Source organism: Pseudomonas sp. BN411 (genome assembly GCF_029871235.1).
Taxonomy (GTDB): domain Bacteria; phylum Pseudomonadota; class Gammaproteobacteria; order Pseudomonadales; family Pseudomonadaceae; genus Metapseudomonas.
In genome coordinates this window covers 1-21289 of sequence record NZ_SSOM01000024.1, presented here as the reverse complement: position 1 = coordinate 21289, position 21289 = coordinate 1, and the positions used below count along the sequence as shown (strand labels likewise).

The 21289-nt window shown below is 56.1% G+C and carries 14 protein-coding genes; 4 read left to right on the top strand and 10 right to left on the bottom strand.

Going from position 1 to position 21289, the window contains the following annotated elements:
- From E8F06_RS01980 to E8F06_RS01960, 5 genes are all read right to left on the bottom strand, one after another.
- Positions 1 to 1146 (bottom strand): LLM class flavin-dependent oxidoreductase (locus E8F06_RS01980; protein WP_179057997.1); only part of this gene is annotated, 1146 nt, incomplete at its 3' end.
- Positions 1147 to 1356: 210 nt separating this feature from the next.
- A complete protein-coding gene (locus E8F06_RS01975) occupies positions 1357 to 3810 on the bottom strand; it encodes an MMPL family transporter (protein WP_179059746.1) in 2454 nt (817 codons plus the stop codon).
- Between the two features lie 6 nt (positions 3811 to 3816).
- Positions 3817 to 4926: a YCF48-related protein gene (locus E8F06_RS01970; RefSeq protein ID WP_179059747.1), complete on the bottom strand. Its 1110-nt coding sequence runs from the start codon at positions 4924 to 4926 to the stop codon at positions 3817 to 3819.
- A gap of 148 nt (positions 4927 to 5074) precedes the next feature.
- Positions 5075 to 6478 carry a DUF1329 domain-containing protein gene (locus E8F06_RS01965; protein WP_179059748.1) on the bottom strand — a complete coding sequence of 468 codons (1404 nt, stop codon included), beginning with the start codon at positions 6476 to 6478 and terminating at the stop codon, positions 5075 to 5077.
- A 92-nt stretch (positions 6479 to 6570) separates the two neighbouring features.
- Complete coding sequence (locus tag E8F06_RS01960) at positions 6571 to 8211, bottom strand: DUF1302 family protein (protein WP_179059749.1); 1641 nt, start codon at positions 8209 to 8211, stop codon at positions 6571 to 6573.
- 1324 nt (positions 8212 to 9535) lie between these two features.
- On the opposite strand from E8F06_RS01960, the gene E8F06_RS01955 reads away from it, so the two are divergent.
- From E8F06_RS01955 to E8F06_RS01940, 4 genes are all read left to right on the top strand, one after another.
- The gene (locus tag E8F06_RS01955; protein ID WP_179059750.1) at positions 9536 to 9997 is read left to right on the top strand and encodes a nuclear transport factor 2 family protein; all 462 of its coding nucleotides are present in this window, start codon (positions 9536 to 9538) and stop codon (positions 9995 to 9997) included.
- A gap of 1 nt (position 9998) precedes the next feature.
- A complete protein-coding gene (locus tag E8F06_RS01950; protein ID WP_179059751.1) occupies positions 9999 to 10865 on the top strand; it encodes an enoyl-CoA hydratase-related protein in 867 nt (288 codons plus the stop codon).
- A 5-nt stretch (positions 10866 to 10870) separates the two neighbouring features.
- Complete coding sequence (locus E8F06_RS01945) at positions 10871 to 11641, top strand: enoyl-CoA hydratase-related protein (RefSeq protein WP_179059752.1); 771 nt, start codon at positions 10871 to 10873, stop codon at positions 11639 to 11641.
- A 68-nt stretch (positions 11642 to 11709) separates the two neighbouring features.
- Positions 11710 to 15000 (top strand): carboxyl transferase domain-containing protein, encoded by a 3291-nt coding sequence (locus tag E8F06_RS01940; protein ID WP_179059753.1) that lies wholly within the window; start codon positions 11710 to 11712, stop codon positions 14998 to 15000.
- Positions 15001 to 16167: 1167 nt separating this feature from the next.
- Here the strand turns inward: E8F06_RS01940 and E8F06_RS01935 are convergent.
- From E8F06_RS01935 to E8F06_RS01915, 5 genes are all read right to left on the bottom strand, one after another.
- A complete protein-coding gene (locus E8F06_RS01935; protein WP_179059754.1) occupies positions 16168 to 16821 on the bottom strand; it encodes a carboxymuconolactone decarboxylase family protein in 654 nt (217 codons plus the stop codon).
- Between the two features lie 82 nt (positions 16822 to 16903).
- Positions 16904 to 18538, bottom strand: a complete 1635-nt coding sequence (locus E8F06_RS01930) for an AMP-binding protein (protein ID WP_179059755.1) — start codon at positions 18536 to 18538, stop codon at positions 16904 to 16906.
- Between the two features lie 152 nt (positions 18539 to 18690).
- Complete coding sequence (locus tag E8F06_RS01925) at positions 18691 to 19383, bottom strand: riboflavin synthase (protein ID WP_179059756.1); 693 nt, start codon at positions 19381 to 19383, stop codon at positions 18691 to 18693.
- Positions 19384 to 19487: 104 nt separating this feature from the next.
- Complete coding sequence (locus tag E8F06_RS01920; RefSeq protein ID WP_179059757.1) at positions 19488 to 20000, bottom strand: flavin reductase family protein; 513 nt, start codon at positions 19998 to 20000, stop codon at positions 19488 to 19490.
- A 130-nt stretch (positions 20001 to 20130) separates the two neighbouring features.
- Positions 20131 to 21270 (bottom strand): LLM class flavin-dependent oxidoreductase, encoded by a 1140-nt coding sequence (locus E8F06_RS01915; RefSeq protein ID WP_280363646.1) that lies wholly within the window; start codon positions 21268 to 21270, stop codon positions 20131 to 20133.
- Positions 21271 to 21289: the final 19 nt, after the last annotated feature.

Sequence of the window (21289 nt, the reverse complement as noted above, 5' to 3'; positions counted from 1 at the left end):
CGTGCCTTCGGCATCCTTGGTCGCGAAGCGAGGAGCCACCAGGCTGGCAAACTTTTCCAGTTCCTCGTTGTTCTGCTCCGGGTCCAGGTGACCCTGACCGAACATCAGGAACAGCTCGTTGAAGCCCAGGCGGTCGTGGGCGCGGCCGATCTGATCGGCGATCTCGTCAGCCGAGCCGATCAGCACGTTCGGCATTTTCTGGCCGAACGGAATGAACCACTTGTCCCAGAACCACTTATGCTCGGCCATCAACTGCTTGGCCTTGTCCTTGTCATCGGTCAGCATCAGGAAACCGCCCCAGGCAGCAACATCCTCACGGGCAACCTCCCGCTCGTGCTGGCGTGCGGTATCGGCATAGCGGGTCCACAGGGCATCGCAAAAGTCCAGGTCGGAAGCCAGCACGATTGGCTTGCCGCCTTCCCGGGCCCACATGTCGACGGTGCGCATGCTGCCGGCAAAGCCGCCGTAAATTTTCGGGTGGGGACTCTGGTAGCACTTCGGCGCAATGCCGATCTGGCGCACGATGCCATCTGCATCCATGCCCTTGCCCATGCTGGCATAGGCCGGGTGACCGGCAGAGCCGCCATTTGGCGGGAACTCCCAGTGTTTGCCCTTGTGGCTAAACACGTCATTGGCCCAGGCCTTCTTGATGACCTGCAGCGACTCCTCGAAGACTTCGCGGTTCAGCGCATCTTGCTCGTCGCGGGCCTTGGCGTTGTCCGGCGTAGTGGCGCTGACACCCGGACGCGCAGCATAGGAGTCGACCCAGCGCGCATGGTAGCCACGGGTGAAACCAACCATCAGGCGCCCTTGGAGCATGTGGTCAAGGGTGGCGATTTCTTCGGCGATACGCACCGGGTTATGGGTCGGCAGGGTGTACCCCATGATGCCGGCCTTCATCCGCTTGGAATGCAGGCCCACATAGAGACTGAACATGCCGGGATGGTTGTTGATCTCAAAACCTTCGATCTGCAGGTGGTGCTCAGGCTGGCAATAGCCTGCATAACCAAGCTCATCCGCCAGACGAACGTAATCACGCACTTCGGATAGAAAGCGCTGATACAACTCAGGACGCTGCCCAGCCATACCCGCTTCCAGCTCATAACGACGACCGATTACACCTGTTTGCATCAAATGAAACTTCATTGCGCCTCCTCGGTTCCTGCTGTGGCTCGTATCGATTGACTATCAGACAACCAAACACCGGATGTCAACATTCATGTTGATTTGCAGGGCAAAAAAAAACGCCCAAACCTTTATCGCTGAACGCCCGGACAAGGGCGGGCACGTTGCTTTTGACGTGTCCGCCCCCTTAGACGCCTGCTACAGCCAGCAGCGGCTAATCCTCCTGACAGCTCACAGGGTCGACATTTGGGCGACGTGCTTAGTTACAAGATCGCTATCTGATTCGACCCCAACGGAGTCTTCGGGCTCAACCTTATTAGGTGCCAGCAAATAAGCGGACAGCGCCGGGACCATAATCAGTGCCGCAAGCATATTTCCGAGGAACATGAAGGCCAGCAGCAGGCCCATGTCGGCTTGGAACTTGATCGGAGACCATATCCAGGTACCCACCGCTGCTGTCAAGGTAACACCTACCAGCAGCACCACCTGCCCGGTAGACGCCAGCGCACTGGTGTAAGCTCCCTTGACCGACATACCCTGACGCTGAAACGCTAGGAATACAGTCAGCATGTAAAGCGCGTAATCCACGCCGATCCCCACACCCAGCGCTACTACTGGCAAGGTAGCCACCTTGAGTCCGATTCCCAGCAGGACCATCAACGATTTGGATAGAATGGTCACGACAATCAGCGGCAGAATCGCCACCAGCACGGCACGCCAGCTACGGAAAGTTATCCAGCAGAGCAGAACTACTGCTGCGTAAACTAGTACTTCCATCTCGAAGCTGGCTTTTTCCACTGCTTGATTAGTGGCAGCTTCCACACCAGCGTTGCCGCCGGCCAGCAGGAATTTCCGATCTTCATTGTTATTTTCGGCGGCAAACGCCTCAACAACCTGCGTCAAGCGCTGCAGGGTTTCGGCATTGTGATTGCTCAGATAGACAATGATCGGTGCCACTGTACGAGAATCGTTGATCAGCCCTGGACGTGCGGTAAACACGTTGTCTACCGCGTCATTGGTGATATAGCGGCTACGACTGATGGTGTACCACTTGGGCGAGCCCTCAAAGCCTGCCGGAGTGAGCCTGCGAGCCATGCTGGCTGCGGATTCGGTGATCTGCACACCAGGCAAGTCACTCAGCTGCTGTTCCAGCCGATCAATTTGCAACAGGGTTTCAAAGTTACCTAGGCCACCCTCCGGCGTCGTCACAATCACCGCAAACATATCTTTCGACAAACCGTAGTTTTCGCGGATGTAATTTACATCTTTGTTATAAATTGAATCCGCGCGTAACTCGGAGGCACCGGTCCCGGAATCACCAATGCTTATCTTCTGACCATGGATGAAACTAGCAGTTGTGATAATTGCCACGCTGATCAGCACCAAGCGGGCAACGCGCTTTTCAGCAAGATCACCGAGCCACCTGACCATAAGGTGCTCGCCGTGCAGAACCTTCGAAGCGCGCTGGGCCGCGCGGGCACTGATACCGGTGAAGGACAGTACCACTGGAATGAGCAGCAAGTTGGTGATGATCAGCGCCGCGACACCAACAGTGGCTTGTAGGGCCAAATCACGGATAGCAGGAATATCGATCACCGAGATCACGGCAAAACCTAAGGCATCGGCTACCAGCGCCACAAAGCCAGCCAGACACAGCCGCCTATAGGTCATTCGCGCAGCCACATAGCGATCGGCACCCTCGCCGATGTCCTGAATGATGCCACTCATCATCTGCGAGCCATGGGACACACCGATGGCGAAAACCAGGAAAGGCACGAGTACCGAAAAGGGGTCCAGCACAAAGCCGAACAGTTGCATGATCCCCAACTGCCAGATCACCCCAATCAGCGAAGTGCCAACCACGATTAAGGTACTGGTCAAGCAACGCGAATACCAGTAAACGATGACCGATACGACCGCGGCAGCCACAACAAAATAACTGAGCACTTCCATAAGGCCGGAAATCAAGTCACCGACCAGTTTGGCGAAACCGATGACATGGAGTTCGACGCCCCGGCTCTGGAATTCTGCGTTGATTGCATTGATGCTGTCTGTAAAAGCCTTATAGTCAAGAAGTTGACCAGTTACCGGGTCCCGCTCCATCAAGGGCACGAACATCGCGCTGGAGCGCTCGTTCATAGCTACAAGGGAGCCTTTCAACCCGGCCTTCTCGACGTTGGCACGAAGCTGCTCAAGGCTTTTGGGCGAGCCGTCATAATCCGGTGGCATGACCGGACCGCCGTCAAAGCCCTCTGCGGTTACCGCGGTCCAGCGCACCGAGGCCATCCACAGGGATTGTACGAATGCCCGGTCGACTCCATTGATCAGGAACACCCTGTCATTGAGCTCGCTCAGCGTCTTTTGATACTCGGCGTCGTAGATAGACCCATTCTTGTTCTCCACCACCACTGTAACTGCGTTACCTAGACTGCGCAGGTTATTTGCAAAGGCGCGGTAGTTCTGGATGTACTCATGGGATGAGGGCATCATTTTTTCAAAACTTGCGTTTACACCAAGCTTCGCACTCTGAAAACCGAAACAGAGCGTTACAAAAACTCCGACCAGAAGAAACAATATGCGATTGTTAAAAAACAGCCGCTCGTGAAAGGCTCCTGATGAGCGGTCAAACGTGCCGGCAGTCACATCCGAACCAGGCCCTGCTGCAGCTTTATTATTACTTAACATCTGACATTACTCCTGAGACGTGACTCTGGTCATCTTGTGATCCACCAGCGAAACCTTCGAAAGCCCCTGCAAGTCAGTAACGAGCAACTCACGATCCGATACTTCGAGAATCGAAGTGAAACTAACGGGTGTGCCGGAGTCGATCACCTCAAGATTGGCAAAGTTCTTGTCACTAATGATTAACTTGCCAGATTGACTGGCAAATATATAACCCTTGCCATCGGCCCGTCTGAAAGCATCGTTGATGGTTGAGCCCTGCAGATCCTTGACTTCCGCCCATGTATTGCCTCGATCTGTACTGCGGTACGCCGCCCCGCCCACGCCATAAGCGATGATCAGCCCATTAGCGCCGGTAATTCCGGTAAAGCTACCGGAATACCCGGTTTCAATAATTTCGAAAAACTGCCGCTCAGCATTCAACCTGAACAACACTCCACGCTCGCTGCCGATAAAGACATCATCACCAACGCCTACGACGCTAGTGAGGTGAAAACCGGATTCATTGGCAATGCGGTCCGTCCATGGTGTCCAAGTCTTGCCACCATCATCAGTGCGCGCAATGTTTCCGAATCCACCTACGGCAAAACCGGTCAACTCGTCACGAAACCAGACATCGAGAAAGGGTAAGGCCGGACCATCTCGATAATTGAGCTCGGTGAGTTCAAGGGCCTTCTCAACGCTGCTGTCGCCCTGTTTGAGACGCTTACTGTAGTATTTGATGAACTGCTCGCTGGCCATTCGACCATCAAGCTGCTTGACCCATGTGGCGCCGCCATCAGTAGTGGCGAGAATCACGCCATCATGCCCAACTGCCCAACCTTTTGACTCGTTGACCATATCAATGGCAACTAAGTCGCTCTGTATAGGAACCTGGGCTTGAGCCCACTTCCCTCCCCCATCATTGGAATACAGAATCAAGCCTCGCGGCCCAACCACGACTAATGTATGCCCGCTTTTCGCACTGTCAATAAAGGGCTTATTCAGAGGCTTTTTCTGTTCAATGGCGCCATAATCCAGAGGATCTTTGAAATCGGCCATTGATGATGAAGCCAACACGAACAAAACCACAAAAGGAAGGACAAACACCCTGAGCAGCTTATTCAATTTATTTTTCATACGGGGTTCTCTTCTTTGCTTAAGCAAAGCCATTGGTGCACGAAAGACTTTCAGAAAACTCACACAGTAAGCAGAAGTGAACTCGATTACTTACAAGAAAGCTGGAGCCTAGCGGGGGTTGACACCCCCGCCAGAAGTCCTTCAGCTGTTAACGAACACCCTGAGCTTCAACTGCACGCGGAGTAAGTGCAATACGCAAACCGTCCATAGCAGTATAGGAACGGTTCCAGTAGCCAGGCTGTGAAGCACCGGCATTGATCAGCATGTAGTTGCCTGAAACCAGGTCATTGAAAGCCCACGTGTTGTTATTAACTCCACCTACGTCGTAGGTCGGGAAACTCTCGATGAAACCGTTTTTCCAGAGCTTACCGGCATTATCGTAGGTTTCCAGAGCAACAATCTGCCAGCTATCTTCGTCGATATAGAAGCGGCGCTTGCTATATACATGGCGGGCACCTGGCTTACGATCGGCCTCGACAATCCATACCCGATGTTTTTCGAAACGCAGGGCTTCCGGAGCCAAGTGCTCCTTACCAAGTGCGTCACGCGGATTGACGTCCTGAGTCAGGGTATAGGCGTTGTAGGGTACGAACCTTTCCTCCTTACCGACCAACTTGAAGTCAAAGCGATCCATGCGGCCGACGAAGCCGAAGAGCTCGTCCCACATCAGTACGCCACCGTAAGAACTGATCGGCAGATCGTAGGCAAAGTCCGGCGCACGACGTGCACGGCGCTGACCCGGAGTGTAGAACCATACCAGCTGACCACCGTTGTCGGCGGTCGGCAGATAGAAGTTCAGGAAGGTTACGCCCGCGGATTGCGGCGGACTGGTTTGCAGTGCCGAGAACGATAGAATTGCGCCGTTTGACTCCTGACGCAGCTTGCCGCTATGGTCATACCAGGGGCGCATGTGGTACTGGTTTGGGGTGGACAGCACGCTCACACCGCCCTTGGAGTCAACCACGAAGCCCTGGTTGTGCTGGTGCATGATCGCCGGGGCAAAGGACAGCTTGTGGTTCCACATCACCTCATAGCCATTCTTCGGGATCGGGAAGAGAACACCCGGCAAGGGTAGACCGTCAGGCCCCGCCCCCTTAATGCCATCGCCCGTGTTCTCGCCGGTCATTTCGGCAGTCGTCGCATTCACCTGAGTGTTTTTAAGTACCCAGTCTTCATAACGCGCCGAACGGTGGGTTGGGTACACATTGAGCTTGTAGCTGGGATACTTACGCAGCGTAGCCTTAGTACCTTCGGTGAGGAACTGCGAATACTGCTCCATATTGGCGGACGTAATGGAAAACAGAGGCTTCTCATCCTTATAAGGATTGATATAAGTCTGCATCGTGTCCCGGTTGTAGCCAGGAACCGGCTGCAGTCCGCCTGTGTATTCTGGAATGCTACCATCTGCATTACCGGCCTTTTCGGCGCCATGCAGGGTCAGATCCGCACCAAGACGCTTGGCCTCTTCTGCCGATACGGCAGCCAAGGCACTACCTACGAAGCACAGTGCCAGGGCAGGCACCAGCCCGGCAATAATTGTTTTTTTCAGCACGGCTGTCTTCCTTCTTGTGATTATCGGAACAAGTGTGTCTGTAAGGCTTGTAAGTATTACTGGATGCTTGACTCGCTAGGCTGGGCCCTCTTTTAGAACGAGGTGTTGTAGGAAAGCGATACCCAGCCCTTGTCATTCAGACCAGTGGGACCGTTACCACCTGCATATATATCACCGCCAGGTGCACCGTTAACGATGCGACCAGTGGGATTCCAGTAGTAGTCCTGATATTGCAGAGCAAAATAATGCTTTTGGGCCACAGCTGCTTTCACGCCAATAGAGGCAATGACGGAGTCCTCAGCATAAAACCCCCCAGCTGCATAGGCCGGATTTCCGGTAACTCCATACTGGACGAAAATCGGCAGACTTATGTCAGTGGATGGAAGGATTTGCAGCCAGGACGGTTCAAACAGCAGCGCAACTGCAACTGCATTGTCTGTACCACAGCCATCACTCCTGTTACCTTTACAGGCATAACCCTCACCGTTATAGATGTCCTTGTCATGCACTTTAGTCAGATGCGTGTAGGTCACTTCACCGAGGACGGTCGCCGCGTCCCAGAGTGAGTTGCCGGGCAGGCTGATCAAAGAGTTAGCCAACACGTTAACCAAGTCACCTTTCGCCACTTCGGAAGGGAAAACGGATTGCAACGCGGTATCCTGACGATAGTTCACTTCGAAGCCGAGGCTGTTAGCCCCAATCGCGGTCTCGTAGGACATCGCGTACATTTTTGACTTTTCGGCGTACTTCAATTCAACTTGAGGGAAGTTCAGAGTTGCAACAGGTTCCGGCTCGTCGTACTGGCGATAATAAAAGCCAATGCGATCACCATTAGCCCAGGCCGGAGTCCAGTCCAAGCGGACACCGAAGTTGCCGTTGATATCATCTGGATCATCGCTCTTACCAACAACAGCGCCTGGCACTACGCTACCGCCGACATCCGGCCCCTCAAAGAGAATATCGGCAGGCGCCAGATAGGTAGCCCCTTCGGGGAAACGATTGGGACGCCACTCGAGAAAATACTGTGCGGCGATTGACAGTTCATCATTGATATCGAAACTGCCGTAGACCTGCGTACGCGGCAGGATCAACTCTTTGACGGAAGAGCCAGGTTGAGAAAACCCCTTGATGAAGTCAACGGGATGCTGACCGAACGCAATACCGGAGTAACCGAAGAATACTGCGTTACCCCACTGCTGACTGAAGCGACCTAGCCGTACAGATGCGTTGTGGTCAGCGACTTCGAAGTTGCTGAAAACGAAAGCATCAAGCAACTCAGCACCACGGATGTGGTACTTCTTAGTATGGCTGCTGTATTTGCCATCGCTATAGGTCGGCAGGTACCCCGGACGTACTTCGACATCATCGTCGTAAGCAAAATCATTCCAAGCCGAAGCAGACACACGAAAACCATAGTTATCCTGATAGACACCCTGCAACTCGAACAATCCCTGAACACGGTTCGTAACCATTTCCCCGCGATCAAATTTGTGATCGGCGGCGTGGTTATTCGGATTGTTCGCGATACGCGCGTCGCGCCCCTCAACCCTCCAGCCTGCGAGCCACTGCAGGGACGTATCGAAGTTGATCGTCCAGTCCTGGTCGGCCTTCAGAGTGACTGCCTGCGATGCACCAGATGAGAAAATCGTCGCAAGGGCGATCGCTGCTCTCAGCTTCTTTTGACCAAACTGAATCTTGCCAAACCTTGCAATTTCTTTTTGTTGTTTTTGCATTTCTGCTTCTCCTGTCCACGGACCTTTACTGGCCAACAGCACGCCAGCCTGCGCTTCAGTACGTCACCACTCTCCTCTGGATTGCGCCCAACCCCATCGCAACCGTTACCTCACTTTTTCAACTCCGACGTTGATATACCATTCGAGCACCTCCTCGTCAACTCCAGCGTTGATAACTCCCTCTCCCAACGCAATTCAGGTGGGAGATGCCTCTCAGCTGACGGTGGAGCGGTCGCGCTGCCGAGACGCGCAAAGCGTATGAAGGGGGAAGGAAGGCTATGGCGTTAGCTGCCCAAAGGGACATACATCGGGGAATTACTTCATGTAAATCAATGGGTTTATGTGGCTTCCCATAGCTCTCGACCAAACGTTTCCAGCCCAGGCAATTGGCCAAGTGTTTCGTCCTTACCCCCTGGAAGCGAATCATCCAGGCCTTCAGACGACTGTCATAAGCGCAGACCTTCTTGATAAGGTAAGCACCGGCAATACGACGCTTCTGGCGCAAACTACGGCGGTGGCGAGTACCCCCCCTCAGCCCTGGCAGCCCGCAGTGGAGCACTGCGCTATCGATTCGCAGAACCCTGCGCGAGTCGAATAATGGCCGCAAGGCAGCACCTATGTGGTGCGCCATTGACTGCTTCACCAAATAGAAGTCTGCAGGCCGCCCGCTCCGACACTGCGCACGACCAGAACCGGAATCCGTTCAGCGCCAATGCCCTTTCTCATTGCTATGCCACTGCGCTTGCGAGCAGGGCTCGGCAGCTTACGCGGCCCTGAACGATGCCAAGACGAAGACTTCATCGGCCGACGATCCTCAACTCATGTCGTTCGATGCCCTGCAATCAGGCCGAGAAGATGTAAGCACCAGCGGAACGCAGCGCGCTCACGCCACAGAACGCGGCGCCTTACAGACTGACAGGCATTGGCTTAGCGCTTGGACTTAGCGGCCCTCGTAGGCACCGCTCACGCTACAAGCCCATCTGCACCAAGTAGCTGGCATGACAGGCCTCTAGCTCTCGGACACATCGCTACAAGCGCAGAAGCTGGCAGCACTGCCACCAGACACCCGAATAGAACACTTCAGCCTGTCTACTCCACACATGACAGCATAGAAGGAATGACCGGAGGTGCCATTCCCCAGCCACTCAAACACCTCCATCAAGCCCTCCCTACCCGCACCGCCTAACCCCGGCCACAGCATCAGGGATCGTTGCCGCCAAGGGATGCGCGGGCCGCCCCGACAGAAAGCAAGAAATGAAAGTTGACACTCGCGTTGACAAATAAATAGTATCAGTCAACTCTAACGTTGACTGAGGAGAACAACATGACCCAAGAAACCCAGCTGCAACAACTTATCGACACCCAGGCCATTGAGCGCCTGCTGTTCACCTATGCCTTCCATCTCGACATGAATCAGGCAGCCGAGCTGGCTGCCCTATTCACCGAAGACTGTGAGGTCATCTACGGCCCCGGCGGCTTCGGCGCACAGGGACGCGCAGCCTACGCCAAGACTCTTGAAGGCGTTGGCTCCTTCTTCAAAGCCACTAGCCACCATGTATCGAATATCGTCGTCGACTTCACCGGTCCGGACGAAGCCACCGTGCGCTCTGTTCTCTATGCATGGCACCGCTACAACCGTGATATGCCTGACAGCCATGTGTGGGGCCAGTATCACGATGTCATCGTGCGCACGGATGGCAAATGGCAGTTTAAGCGCCGCGAGCTGCGCGTGACCGGCGACAAGGACTTCCATGTGAAGAAAACCCTGCCGATTGGACGCAGCTGATATGAACGCCGCGTCTTCCTACCCGTATGAACACATCCGCATCGAGCACAGGGAGAAAATTTCCTGGCTGATTCTCAATCGGCCTGACAGTGCTAATTCGCTGTCAAACGAATTGCTCGACGAGTTTTCTGATGCCCTTAAGCGTCTCGCAACTGAAGGCGGCCCTGTGATTGGTATACGGGGAGAAGGACGCGGTTTTTCGGCTGGCTACGACATAGGCCAAGTTGGTAAGGCAAACGGCTACGGCAGTCTCGTACCCGATCCGCTCGCTGATCGGGAACGTCTGCGCCGGAATGTGGACCGCTATGTTGCGATGTGGGATCACCCCAAACCGATCATCGCCGCTGTTCACGGGTACTGCATCGCGGGGGCCACACAGATCTGCGTGTATGCGGATATCACCGTTGTGACCGATGACGCCAAGATCGGTGAGCCGACGATCCCGATTGGGGGCGGCTACATTGCCCCCCTCTGGGTACCACTGGTGGGAGCCAAGCGGGCCAAGGAGTTAGCTTTCGTACCTGGCAACAGCATTGATGGGAAAACTGCAGTCGAGTGGGGTTGGGCCAATCATAGCGTGCCCCCAGACCAGCTCATTGAGTGTGTCGAAAGTCTCGCCGAGCGCATTGCCCTGACACCACCCGAAGTTCTGCGAATCAAGAAGCTGTCCATCAACCGTGCCGCCGAAGCGATGGGCTTCCGTTCTGCCGGAGCTGCGGTAGCCGAGATGGACGCACTGCTACACGTGGCGCCCTCGGTGCTGGAAATCAAACAGAAGCTTGCCGAAATAGGTCTGAAGGAGTCGATAAAACTCTACCGCTCAGAGCGGACGACCCCTCTGACCCCGGCGAAAAAAATACAGGAATAAGAGCCATGTCTAACGTCGACTTCTACATTGAAGGCCATACTGCTCACGTACGGCTGAACCGTCCCAAGTCTCTGAACGCCATCAATGGTGATATGGATCAGGCTTTGTTTGAAGCCTGGCATGAAATTAACAACAATCCGGAAGTTTGGGTCGCCGTGCTCTCTGCAGAGGGTGACCGCGCGTTCTGTGTTGGCGGTGATATCAGTGGCGGTACTGAACGTGTATCGCGCATGGCTGTCGGTGGTGGTCTGACCGGTATTGGTGGCCCGCTGGTGAAACTAAAGAAGCCACTGGTTGCCGCTGTTCAGGGTTATGCGCTAGGCGGTGGTTTCGAGCTGGCCTTGTGTGCCGACATCATCGTTGCAGCAGACAATGCTCAATTCGGCCTGCCGGAAACCAAGGCCGGCATTATCGGCGAATGCGGCGTCGTTCACCGCGCAATACGTCAGCTGCCGCAGCGCATTGCCATGGCCATGATCCTGACCGGGGATCGCATGTCCGCCCAGGACGCCTTCAGCTATGGCCTGGTGAATGAAGTGGTCGAGCCGGCCAACCTTGCCGAAGCAGCCATGCGCTGGGCGGAAAAGGTCGCGGCCGCTTCCCCTCTAGCCAACCAAGCCGCCAAAGACGCGGCAATGAGCCGCCTCGACTACCCGCTTGAAGTTGCTCTGGCAACCCGTTTCGAGTCGATCGAGGAATATGCCTCCAGCGAAGATGTACTCGAGGGCCGTAACGCCTTTGTCGAGAAACGTAAAGCGGAATGGAAGGGACGCTAAGTCTACCCAAGTGCACCGGGGCCGGGCGCCAAGCGTTCGGCCTTTTTTTGTATTAAGAAGGGCAAAACATGATCAACAAGCTTCTGATCGCCAATCGCGGAGAGGTGGCCATCCGTATTGCCCGTGCCGCAGCCGACTTAGGTATCAGAAGCGTCGCGGTGTACCCGCAAGATGATGCGCGATGCCTACATACGCGTATTGCCGACCAGGCCATTCCCCTCGAAGGTATTGGCGTAGCGGCCTATCTGGATGTGCAGCAACTGATTTCCCTGGCCTGCCAGCATGGCTGTGATGCCATCCACCCCGGCTACGGCTTCCTCAGTGAACAGCCGGAATTTGCCAGACAATGTGAAGCCGCCAATATCCGCTTTGTCGGCCCGTCTGCGGATGTCCTCGCCAGACTTGGCAACAAGGCCAGTGCCAGAGTGCTGGCCAAGCAGTGCGCAGTTCCGGTTATTCCTGGAACCGACGGCGCAATCGATCTAGAGCAAGCTCGCGCTTTTCTTGCCAATTTGCCAGCGGGAAACCCAGCGCTGCTCAAAGCGATTGCCGGTGGCGGTGGCCGTGGCATGCGAATACTGCGCGATGCCAATCAGCTGGAAGAAGCCTTCCATCAGTGCAGCGCCGAGGCTCTGTCAGCTTTTGGCGATCATGAGCTGTACATCGAGGAAATGGTGGCCCGCGCACAGCATATAGAAGTGCAAGTGATCGGTGACGGCACAGAAGTGAGCCACTTGTGGGAAAGGGAATGCAGCCTGCAACGCAAGCACCAGAAGATGCTGGAAATTGCCCCGAGTCCGTCGCTCAGCAGCGACCTACGCGAAGCACTGATTGATGCCGCACTCAGGTTGGCCCGCACAGTTGGCCTCAGCAGCCTGTGCACCTTCGAATTTCTGCTCGATGAGCAAACCGGTCGCTTCTTCTTCATAGAAGCCAACCCGCGACTGCAGGTGGAACACACCATCACCGAGGCCGTCACCGGGATTGATCTGGTGCAGGCGCAATTGCGCCTGGCCGGCGGCGAGACATTACGCAGCCTGCATCTGCAACAGGCGGACATTCCTCCTGCGCAGGGTTTTGCCATGCAACTACGCATCAATATGGAAAGCATGCAGCCCGACGGCAGTGTACTGCCGAGTGGCGGCACGCTCAGCATCTTCGAGCCGCCGGGCGGCCCCGGCATTCGAGTCGACAGTTTTGGCTACGCCGGGTACAGCATCAATCCCCGCTACGATTCGCTGCTAGCTAAACTGATTGTGCACAGCCCTTCCGGAAGCTTCAGCGAGCTCGCTCAGCGCGTCTATCGCACCCTTTGTCAAACACGCATACAAGGTGTCGAAACCAATATCGAGTTTCTCAAGAACCTGCTTTGCCACCCTGCGGTGGTCGAGAGCCAGGTGTATACCCGCTTTATTGATGAGCACCTGGGGCAGCTAATTCGCAGTCCGAGCCAGAAGCATCCACAGCAGTTCTTTACCGAGTCATCCGGTCCTGCTCCCACAGCACATCCAGATGAGCATTTTCTGGATGGTCTGAGAATGATTACCGCCCCCATGAGCGGCCTGCTGATTGAACTGCATGTCGCCGAGGACCAGCCGGTGCACAAGGGGCAGGCGCTGGCGATGATCGAATCCATGAAGATGCAGCATGTAATCAGCGCGCCAGCTAGCGGGATTATCCGTCGCGTCAGTGTGGACATGCATTCGGCCGTTACCGCAAACCAAGCCCTGCTCTATCTTCAAGAGGCCGATGTCGATTCGATCGATAGCGGATCGCTACACGCGGTTGACCTGGACACGGCCAGAGCGGACCTCTCCGAGGTCCTATCACGCCACGCCCTCGGCCAGGATGCGTCGCGTCCTCAGGCAGTGGCGCGCCGGCATGCAAAAGGCAAGCGCACTGCTCGCGAAAACATAGCAGACCTGTGTGATGCAGACAGTTTCATTGAATATGGGGCCCTTACATTTGCCGCCCAGCGCAGCCGCTTTTCCGAACAGGAACTGGCCATCTCGACACCAGCGGACGGTCTGATCGCAGGGGTTGCCAGCGTCAATGGCAATCAGTTCCAGCCCCCACAAGCCCGGTGCATGGTGCTGGCCTACGACTACACCGTACTGGCCGGCACACAGGGCATCATGAGCCACAAGAAGTTGTCGCGCATGCTCGGTATCGCCAACGAGCTGGAAATTCCCCTGATCATCTATGCCGAGGGGGGAGGCGGCCGGCCAGGGGACAACGACGATGCTACCCGGGCAACCGGGCTGAACATGCCCAGCTTCCTGCAATTTGCCCAGCTCAGTGGTCTGGCTCCGCGCATCAGCATCGTCAGCGGTCGCTGCTTTGCCGGCAATGCAGTGCTGGCCGGCTGCAGTGACATCATCATTGCCACCCGGGATGCCAATATCGGCATGGCTGGTCCAGCAATGATCGAGGGCGCGGGACTGGGTGTGTATGCGCCGGAGGACATTGGCCCGGTCAATCTGCAGGCTAAGAACGGCGTGGTAGATTGTGTGGTTGATGACGAGGCGCAGGCCACCGCGCTAGCCAAAAAGCTGCTGGGTTATTTTCAGGGGTCGCTTGAGCACTGGGAATCTGCTGACCAGCGAGGGTTGCGCCACAGCGTGCCGGACAACCGCCTGCGCTCCTATGACGTGTGGTCCGTGATCGAGACGCTATCGGATAGCGGCTCTGCCATACAGCTGCGCGAGCAGTTTGCCGCCAATATGATCACCGCACTCATACGCATTGAAGGGCGTCCGCTTGGAGTGATAGCCAACAATCCGCAGATCCTCGGTGGGGCCATCGATACCGATGCTGCAGACAAAGCCTCGCGCTTCCTTCAACTCTGTGATGCCTTTGATATGCCAGTGCTCAGCCTGTGCGATACCCCCGGCTTCATGGTCGGTCCGGAGAGCGAGAAAACAGCGCTTGTGCGCCACTCCAGCCGGCTATTCGCAGCAGCCGCGAATATGGCCACGCCGCTATTCAGTCTGATACTGCGCAAGGGCTATGGTCTTGGCGCCATGGCGATGACCGGCGGTTCCTTCCACGCACCGCTGTCCATTGCTTCCTGGCCGACCGGCGAGTTTGGCGGTATGGGTTTTGAAGGCGCGGTCAGACTTGCCTATTGCGACGAATTGGAAGCCATTGCCGACCAGCAGGAACGGAAGACCCTGTTCGACAAGTTGGTCAATGACTATTACCAGCGCGGGAAGGCCAGCAGTGTCGCCGCATCGCTTGAGTTTGATGCCGTCATCGATCCGGCCACATCACGCCAGTGGCTTGCACGTTGCCTGCAGTCGTTAAAGACGGTGGGGCCAAGGCAGGGCAAGAGGCGCCCCTTCATCGACACGTGGTGACGCGAGCGCACTCAGCGCTCTCGCGGCCCGGGCAGCTCAGGCGGCTCAGGCGGCTCAGGCGGCGCCTCGATAACACCTACCGAGGCACTCAGTAGCGGGCGGTGAGGTGAGGTGAGGTGAGGTACTGTGCGGGCAGCACTCAGCAACATAGTCACCTCGCGATTCGGCAAATACAATGTCGAAGAATCGAGCCTTTATTGACCGGCTCATACCCCCAGCCTTAGCGCGTTGACGGTCCAGCCATCCCTGCGAATCGGGGTGGGGTCATCCTTCAGCGGTGGGCAACCGGATCAGCAAATCTTGTCTTGCGGATAGTACCTACGGCGTGCTTTTGCGGATTCCGCGCTGACTCTTCCCCCTTTAACGCGCATCCGAACACCGATTCTGCGACCATTCGGACACTTCTCCGGCAGGTAGTCACACAGGATTTACACCACCATCGGTCACCTTTTTTCGAAGTAAAGATGTCTCCTGGAGCGTTTATCTTATCCGGCTCAAAGGCGAGTCGATGCGCAAGTAGCCGCGGAGATTGACGCCGCCGGGCAGCTACGACAAACGATGCCAACCCTGCGTCGCTGCGCACAGACTGCCTGTCAGAATGATTGTGGAACAGATGTCCGGATCAGCGCGGGCTGAGTGTCCGAATGGCGTGGAATCCACAATTCCAGTGGGATGCGGGCAAACAGGGAAAAACTCCGGCCGCGCTTGCGCTCCACAGTGGTTATGGCAGTCAGCACCCAATGGCTGCTGACCAGCGGAGCTCATCGAAATTGAAAGCAATCTCGCCGAATAACACCCTGTTCGCAGTCCTGAAAAGGCTCATCGATTCATGGGCCTGTGCACCCGCTCATCAAAAGCCAATCAGGCATGCTCTGCCCAGATCGATCCCCAACAAGCATTGCACCGCATCGCCCTAAAGAGGTACATGGTGTGCGGCAGGCTGAATATCCCCTCCCCGAACAGCACAAATGCGCGTGGAACGGCCGTTGACGGCGCAAATGACATGACCTCGCCTTCTTCCGCGTAGGGAACAGATGGCGGTTCAGGTCCGGCGATCACTTCCCTGTGCTTCGATCTACCACCAGAAACCAGCGTCAGACGTCAGTATCTGGGCTTTATTATCGCTGCGCACCTACGGCACCCTCTTCCGCCGTTCCTAACAGTGACTTAGGCGATCCCTCGGTGCAGCGGGGCATCCGCGGCAATCTCCAGAGCTTGCAGAATAGCTTTGCGCCCAACGCCCAACTGCACTGCATTGGCCAGGTGCAGGCGCAGCCCCGGCATGAAGCGATGCGATGGTGCGGCATCCACCGCCAAGGAAATCAGCTCCTTGAGGTACGCACGCAGTGCCGCGGTTTTCCAGGGCACCGCGCAGTATTTGAAGAATGCCTCAAAGGCCTCGGGCGACTGACGGAGCAGCGCGTCCAGAAAACCGGGCACCTGCTGCTCCATGCTGCCCCAGAACGGGTCATCACCGACATACTGATCCCAAAGCTGCTGGCGCAGGCTATCCAGCGGCGCGCTGATGGACAGATCGCCCCGCTCACGCAAAACCGCGGCCACAGTAGACGAGCCCACCATAAGGGTGTGCACTCCTAGGCCAGAGACCAGCACCAGTACTTCATGCACCTGTGCCGCGCTCGCACCGGCATCCAATGCCCGCCGCACATAGTCTTGCGTCCCCTGCATATCCAGGGCCGAAGGTGAGATTCGGACCGCAAGGCCAATTAGCGCGGCGTCCCGATCAGATAACGGCTCGCCGTCCAGCACGGACTCGAGAAAGCCCTCTGCGTAGGTTCCGATCTCTTCGAGTGTCAACATTCGCTACTCTGCTCCATATCCAGATACTCCGTTCGGTTCTGCTACGATCAGGTTGCAACAGCGCCCGTCGCTACGCTGCGGCCTAGTCGGTCAGCATGCTGCGCAGTGCACGCTTGTTAACCTTGGTTGCTGACATAGGCCAGGTACCCGGCTCAACGAAATGCACAGCCCGAGGGATCTTGTAGTTAGCGATATTTCCTTTACAGAAGGCGATCAGCTCTTCAGCTTCGACAGTCTTGCCCGGCTTAAGCTCGACGAAAGCCACCGGCACTTCGTCCAGGCGCGGATCAGGCTTGCCAACCACTTCCGCAATGGCCACGCAGGGATGCTCACAGAGGTAAGATTCGATCTCGATAGCTGCGACGTTTTCACCGCCGACCTTGAGCATATCCTTGAGGCGACCGTTGAATACCAGGCTGCCGTCCTCAGTGCGCAAATAGAGGTCGCCGGTATGCAACCACCTATCTTTGTCCAAAGTGTCAGCGGTCTTCACTGGGTCGCGATAGTAGCCTTCCATTATGCAGAAGCCGCGCACCAGAATTTCACCTACTTCGCCAGGTGCGGCATCGCCGTTTCCATCAAGACTGGCAACGCGTACCTCCATTCCAACCGCAGGACGCCCCTGAGTGTTGGCGCGCTGTTCTGCCGTTTCGTCGGCGTCGGTCAGAGCAAAGATACCGGCAGTCTCGGTCATGCCGCAGGCTTGGAAGAGCTCAGCGTCCGGAAAGGTCTTCTGAACCGTTTTGACCAGAGCAGGAGGGCCGATCAGCATAATCTTGCGCAGCGACCTCAGTTTGCCGACATCAAAATCAGGGTGATCAAGCAGGCCCTGTACGATGGCGGGGAACCAAGGCCAAGCCATGCTCACCCCTTCCCTTTCCATCAAGGCAATGGCTCGCCCGGGCTCAAAAAAGGTATCGGTTAGGTACGTGCCAAGGGTTCCAATCACGCCGAGGAAGGGAGCGATCGCTGCAATGTGGAACAGCGGACCTGGGTTCCAGGCAACATGGTGTTCGTCTGTGGCAAACCGTGAACGGGCACGCTGCACCGAGCCGCGTACAATGGCTTCATGGGTCAGCATGCAGCCCTTGGGGTTGGCCGTTGTGCCAGAGGTGTAGACCAACAGTGCCAGATCGCGAATACGCACGCGCAAGCGAGCCTCATGCACCTGGTTCGCATTGATGCTCTGTGCCAAACGATCGAATTCCGAACGTCCGACAAACCCCTTACGGCACTCGCCCTTGAGCAACACGGTACTACGCAGGCAGGGTACTTCTGGCAGGACCAAGGCTGCCGGGTTCTCAGCCTTAGATAATGAGGGCAATGCATCGCAGAACAGCGCAGTGAAATTGGTGTACTCGCTGTCGTCTGCAGTAGTCAGCAAAGCGACAAGGTTGGCGTTTTCGATGATATAGCCAATCTCGCTGGCCTTGTGCCGGGCATTGATCGGCACCGCTACACACCCGAGCATCACCGCGCCGAGAAAACCTTCAATGAATTCAGGGCTGTTGGCGGACATCAGCCCAACATGCTGACCGGGACGAACTCCAAGAGCTATAAGACCGCGGGCCACCTGTATGGCGTTGTCACACAACTGCCGGTAGGTGCGTCTTTCCTCAGGGAAAACGACCGCATCCCGTGCTGGCTGCAAATGCGCCCCTCGTACGATGAGGTCGCCTATTGGGGAAACCTCAAACCATTCTGTTGTTTTTGTCATTGAGCGTCCTCCACTACGGACAGAAGGCAGTTGTTACTCTGGCAGCCTTCTGCACGCTTTTAATTATGTGCTCGGCACCGTTTAAATACCAAAAGATGGTACCGCGATCGACAAAAGTCAACAACAACGTTGATCAATTGCTGGGCAGAATTTCACACTGCCGGCGCATCATGAGTTGCCTGATTCAGCCCGCATTTACAAACACTTGCAAAGTTCCAAGGGGGCCCACCCTCTCCGCCCGGTCTTTCATGCTGACGACCGGCCAGAAGGCGTTCTAGATACCGTGCAATCAGGTCAACTTCGAGGTTGACCTGCTGGCCGATTTGGTAGTTGGACATGATGGTCATTTGCATGGTGTGCGGCACTATATTCAGATCAAAGCAGTCGACTGCCACCGCGTTGACCGTCAAACTGACACCATCTACGGTAATCGAGCCTTTTTCCGCAATATAGTGGGTGAGCGCTGCAGGCGCCTGGATGCGAATCAGCCATGAGCGCGCGTCACGTGACAGCGAAACCACCTTGCCGAGTCCGTCGACATGTCCACTGACCAAATGACCGCCCAACCGCGAGTCCGCCCTAAGCGCTTTTTCCAGATTGACACGATCGCCGTGTCGCAGCCCCGCCAGACTGCTGCGGCTAAGCGTTTCCTGGCTGACATCAGCCCAGAAACCATCCTGCAGCAAACTGACGACTGTCAGACAGATACCGTTGACCGCGACACTTTCCCCTAGCGCCATACCACTCAAATCCATCGTCCCAGTCAGAACGAAGACCCTCAGATCACCATTGCAGGGCTCGATCAAGCCTATCAAACCAACCGCTTCAATAATTCCGGTAAACATTACTCGCACCTAGATTACGCGACTCAAACGAGTTTCGCGCAATCTTGCCAAGGTTCGGCCGAGCCTTGCGCATAACCGACATGCAGCAACTTGCTAGTTTCAATTTACAGCGATGCAAAACCACCATATCCGCCACGGTAGAAAAGCAGAGCAGAATCTTGGGACTCGATTTGCAACTCACGAACTGCACCAATGACGATATAGTGATCACCTGCTTCCTGAACGGAATGTAAGTCACAATCGATCCAGGCCACCACGCCCGCAAGCACTGGGGAGCCATTGTTTGATAGCTCGTATTCCAGCCCGGCAAATTTATCTTCCGCTTTGGAAGCAAAGCGCTTACAGACACCCAGTTGCTGATTACTTAGCACATTGACGCAGAACTTACCGGCACACTCAATCTTCGGCCAACTGGTGGAACTGCGATCGGGCAGAAACGCCACCAAAGGAGGATTAAGCGATACCGAGGTGAACGACCCAACTGCCATACCCGACACCCTACCGTCCTGATCCATCGCAGTAATGGCACATACGCCGGTGGGATATTGGCCCAGAACGGTTCTGAACCATTGCGGATCGATCGCGTCTCGTACGTTCTCTGTGGTGACGTCACTCATGATGCAACTCCAGATAAATTCGCGTTGCGTTCACCCTTAATACCTTCACGGCATCTCGGGCTGATCAGGTCGTTACAATCGAAGCAGGTAGGACTAGTTCCGACCTGCTTCAACTGTGCACTGGCCAGTGTTAAACCAGCGTGCCTTCGGCATCCTTGGTCGCGAAGCGAGGAGCCACCAGGCTGGCAAACTTTTCCAGTTCCTCGTTGTTCTGCTCCGGGTCCAGGTGACCCTGACCGAACATCAGGAACAGCTCGTTGAAGCCCAGGCGGTCGTGGGCGCGGCCGATCTGATCGGCGATCTCGTCAGCCGAGCCGATCAGCACGTTCGGCATTTTCTGGCCGAACGGAATGAACCACTTGTCCCAGAACCACTTATGCTCGGCCATCAACTGCTTGGCCTTGTCCTTGTCATCGGTCAGCATCAGGAAACCGCCCCAGGCAGCAACATCCTCACGGGCAACCTCCCGCTCGTGCTGGCGTGCGGTATCGGCATAGCGGGTCCACAGGGCATCGCAAAAGTCCAGGTCGGAAGCCAGCACGATTGGCTTGCCGCCTTCCCGGGCCCACATGTCGACGGTGCGCATGCTGCCGGCAAAGCCGCCGTAAATTTTCGGGTGGGGACTCTGGTAGCACTTCGGCGCAATGCCGATCTGGCGCACGATGCCATCTGCATCCATGCCCTTGCCCATGCTGGCATAGGCCGGGTGACCGGCAGAGCCGCCATTTGGCGGGAACTCCCAGTGTTTGCCCTTGTGGCTAAACACGTCATTGGCCCAGGCCTTCTTGATGACCTGCAGCGACTCCTCGAAGACTTCGCGGTTCAGCGCATCTTGCTCGTCGCGGGCCTTGGCGTTGTCCGGCGTAGTGGCGCTGACACCCGGACGCGCAGCATAGGAGTCGACCCAGCGCGCATGGTAGCCACGGGTGAAACCAACCATCAGGCGCCCTTGGAGCATGTGGTCAAGGGTGGCGATTTCTTCGGCGATACGCACCGGGTTATGGGTCGGCAGGGTGTACCCCATGATGCCGGCCTTCATCCGCTTGGAATGCAGGCCCACATAGAGACTGAACATGCCGGGATGGTTGTTGATCTCAAAACCTTCGATCTGCAGGTGGTGCTCAGGCTGGCAATAGCCTGCATAACCAAGCTCATCCGCCAGACGAACGTAATCACGCACTTCGGATAGAAAGCGCTGATACAACTCAGGACGCTGCCCAGCCATACCCGCTTCCAGCTCATAACGACGACCGATTACACCTGTTTGCATCAAATGAAACTTCATTGCG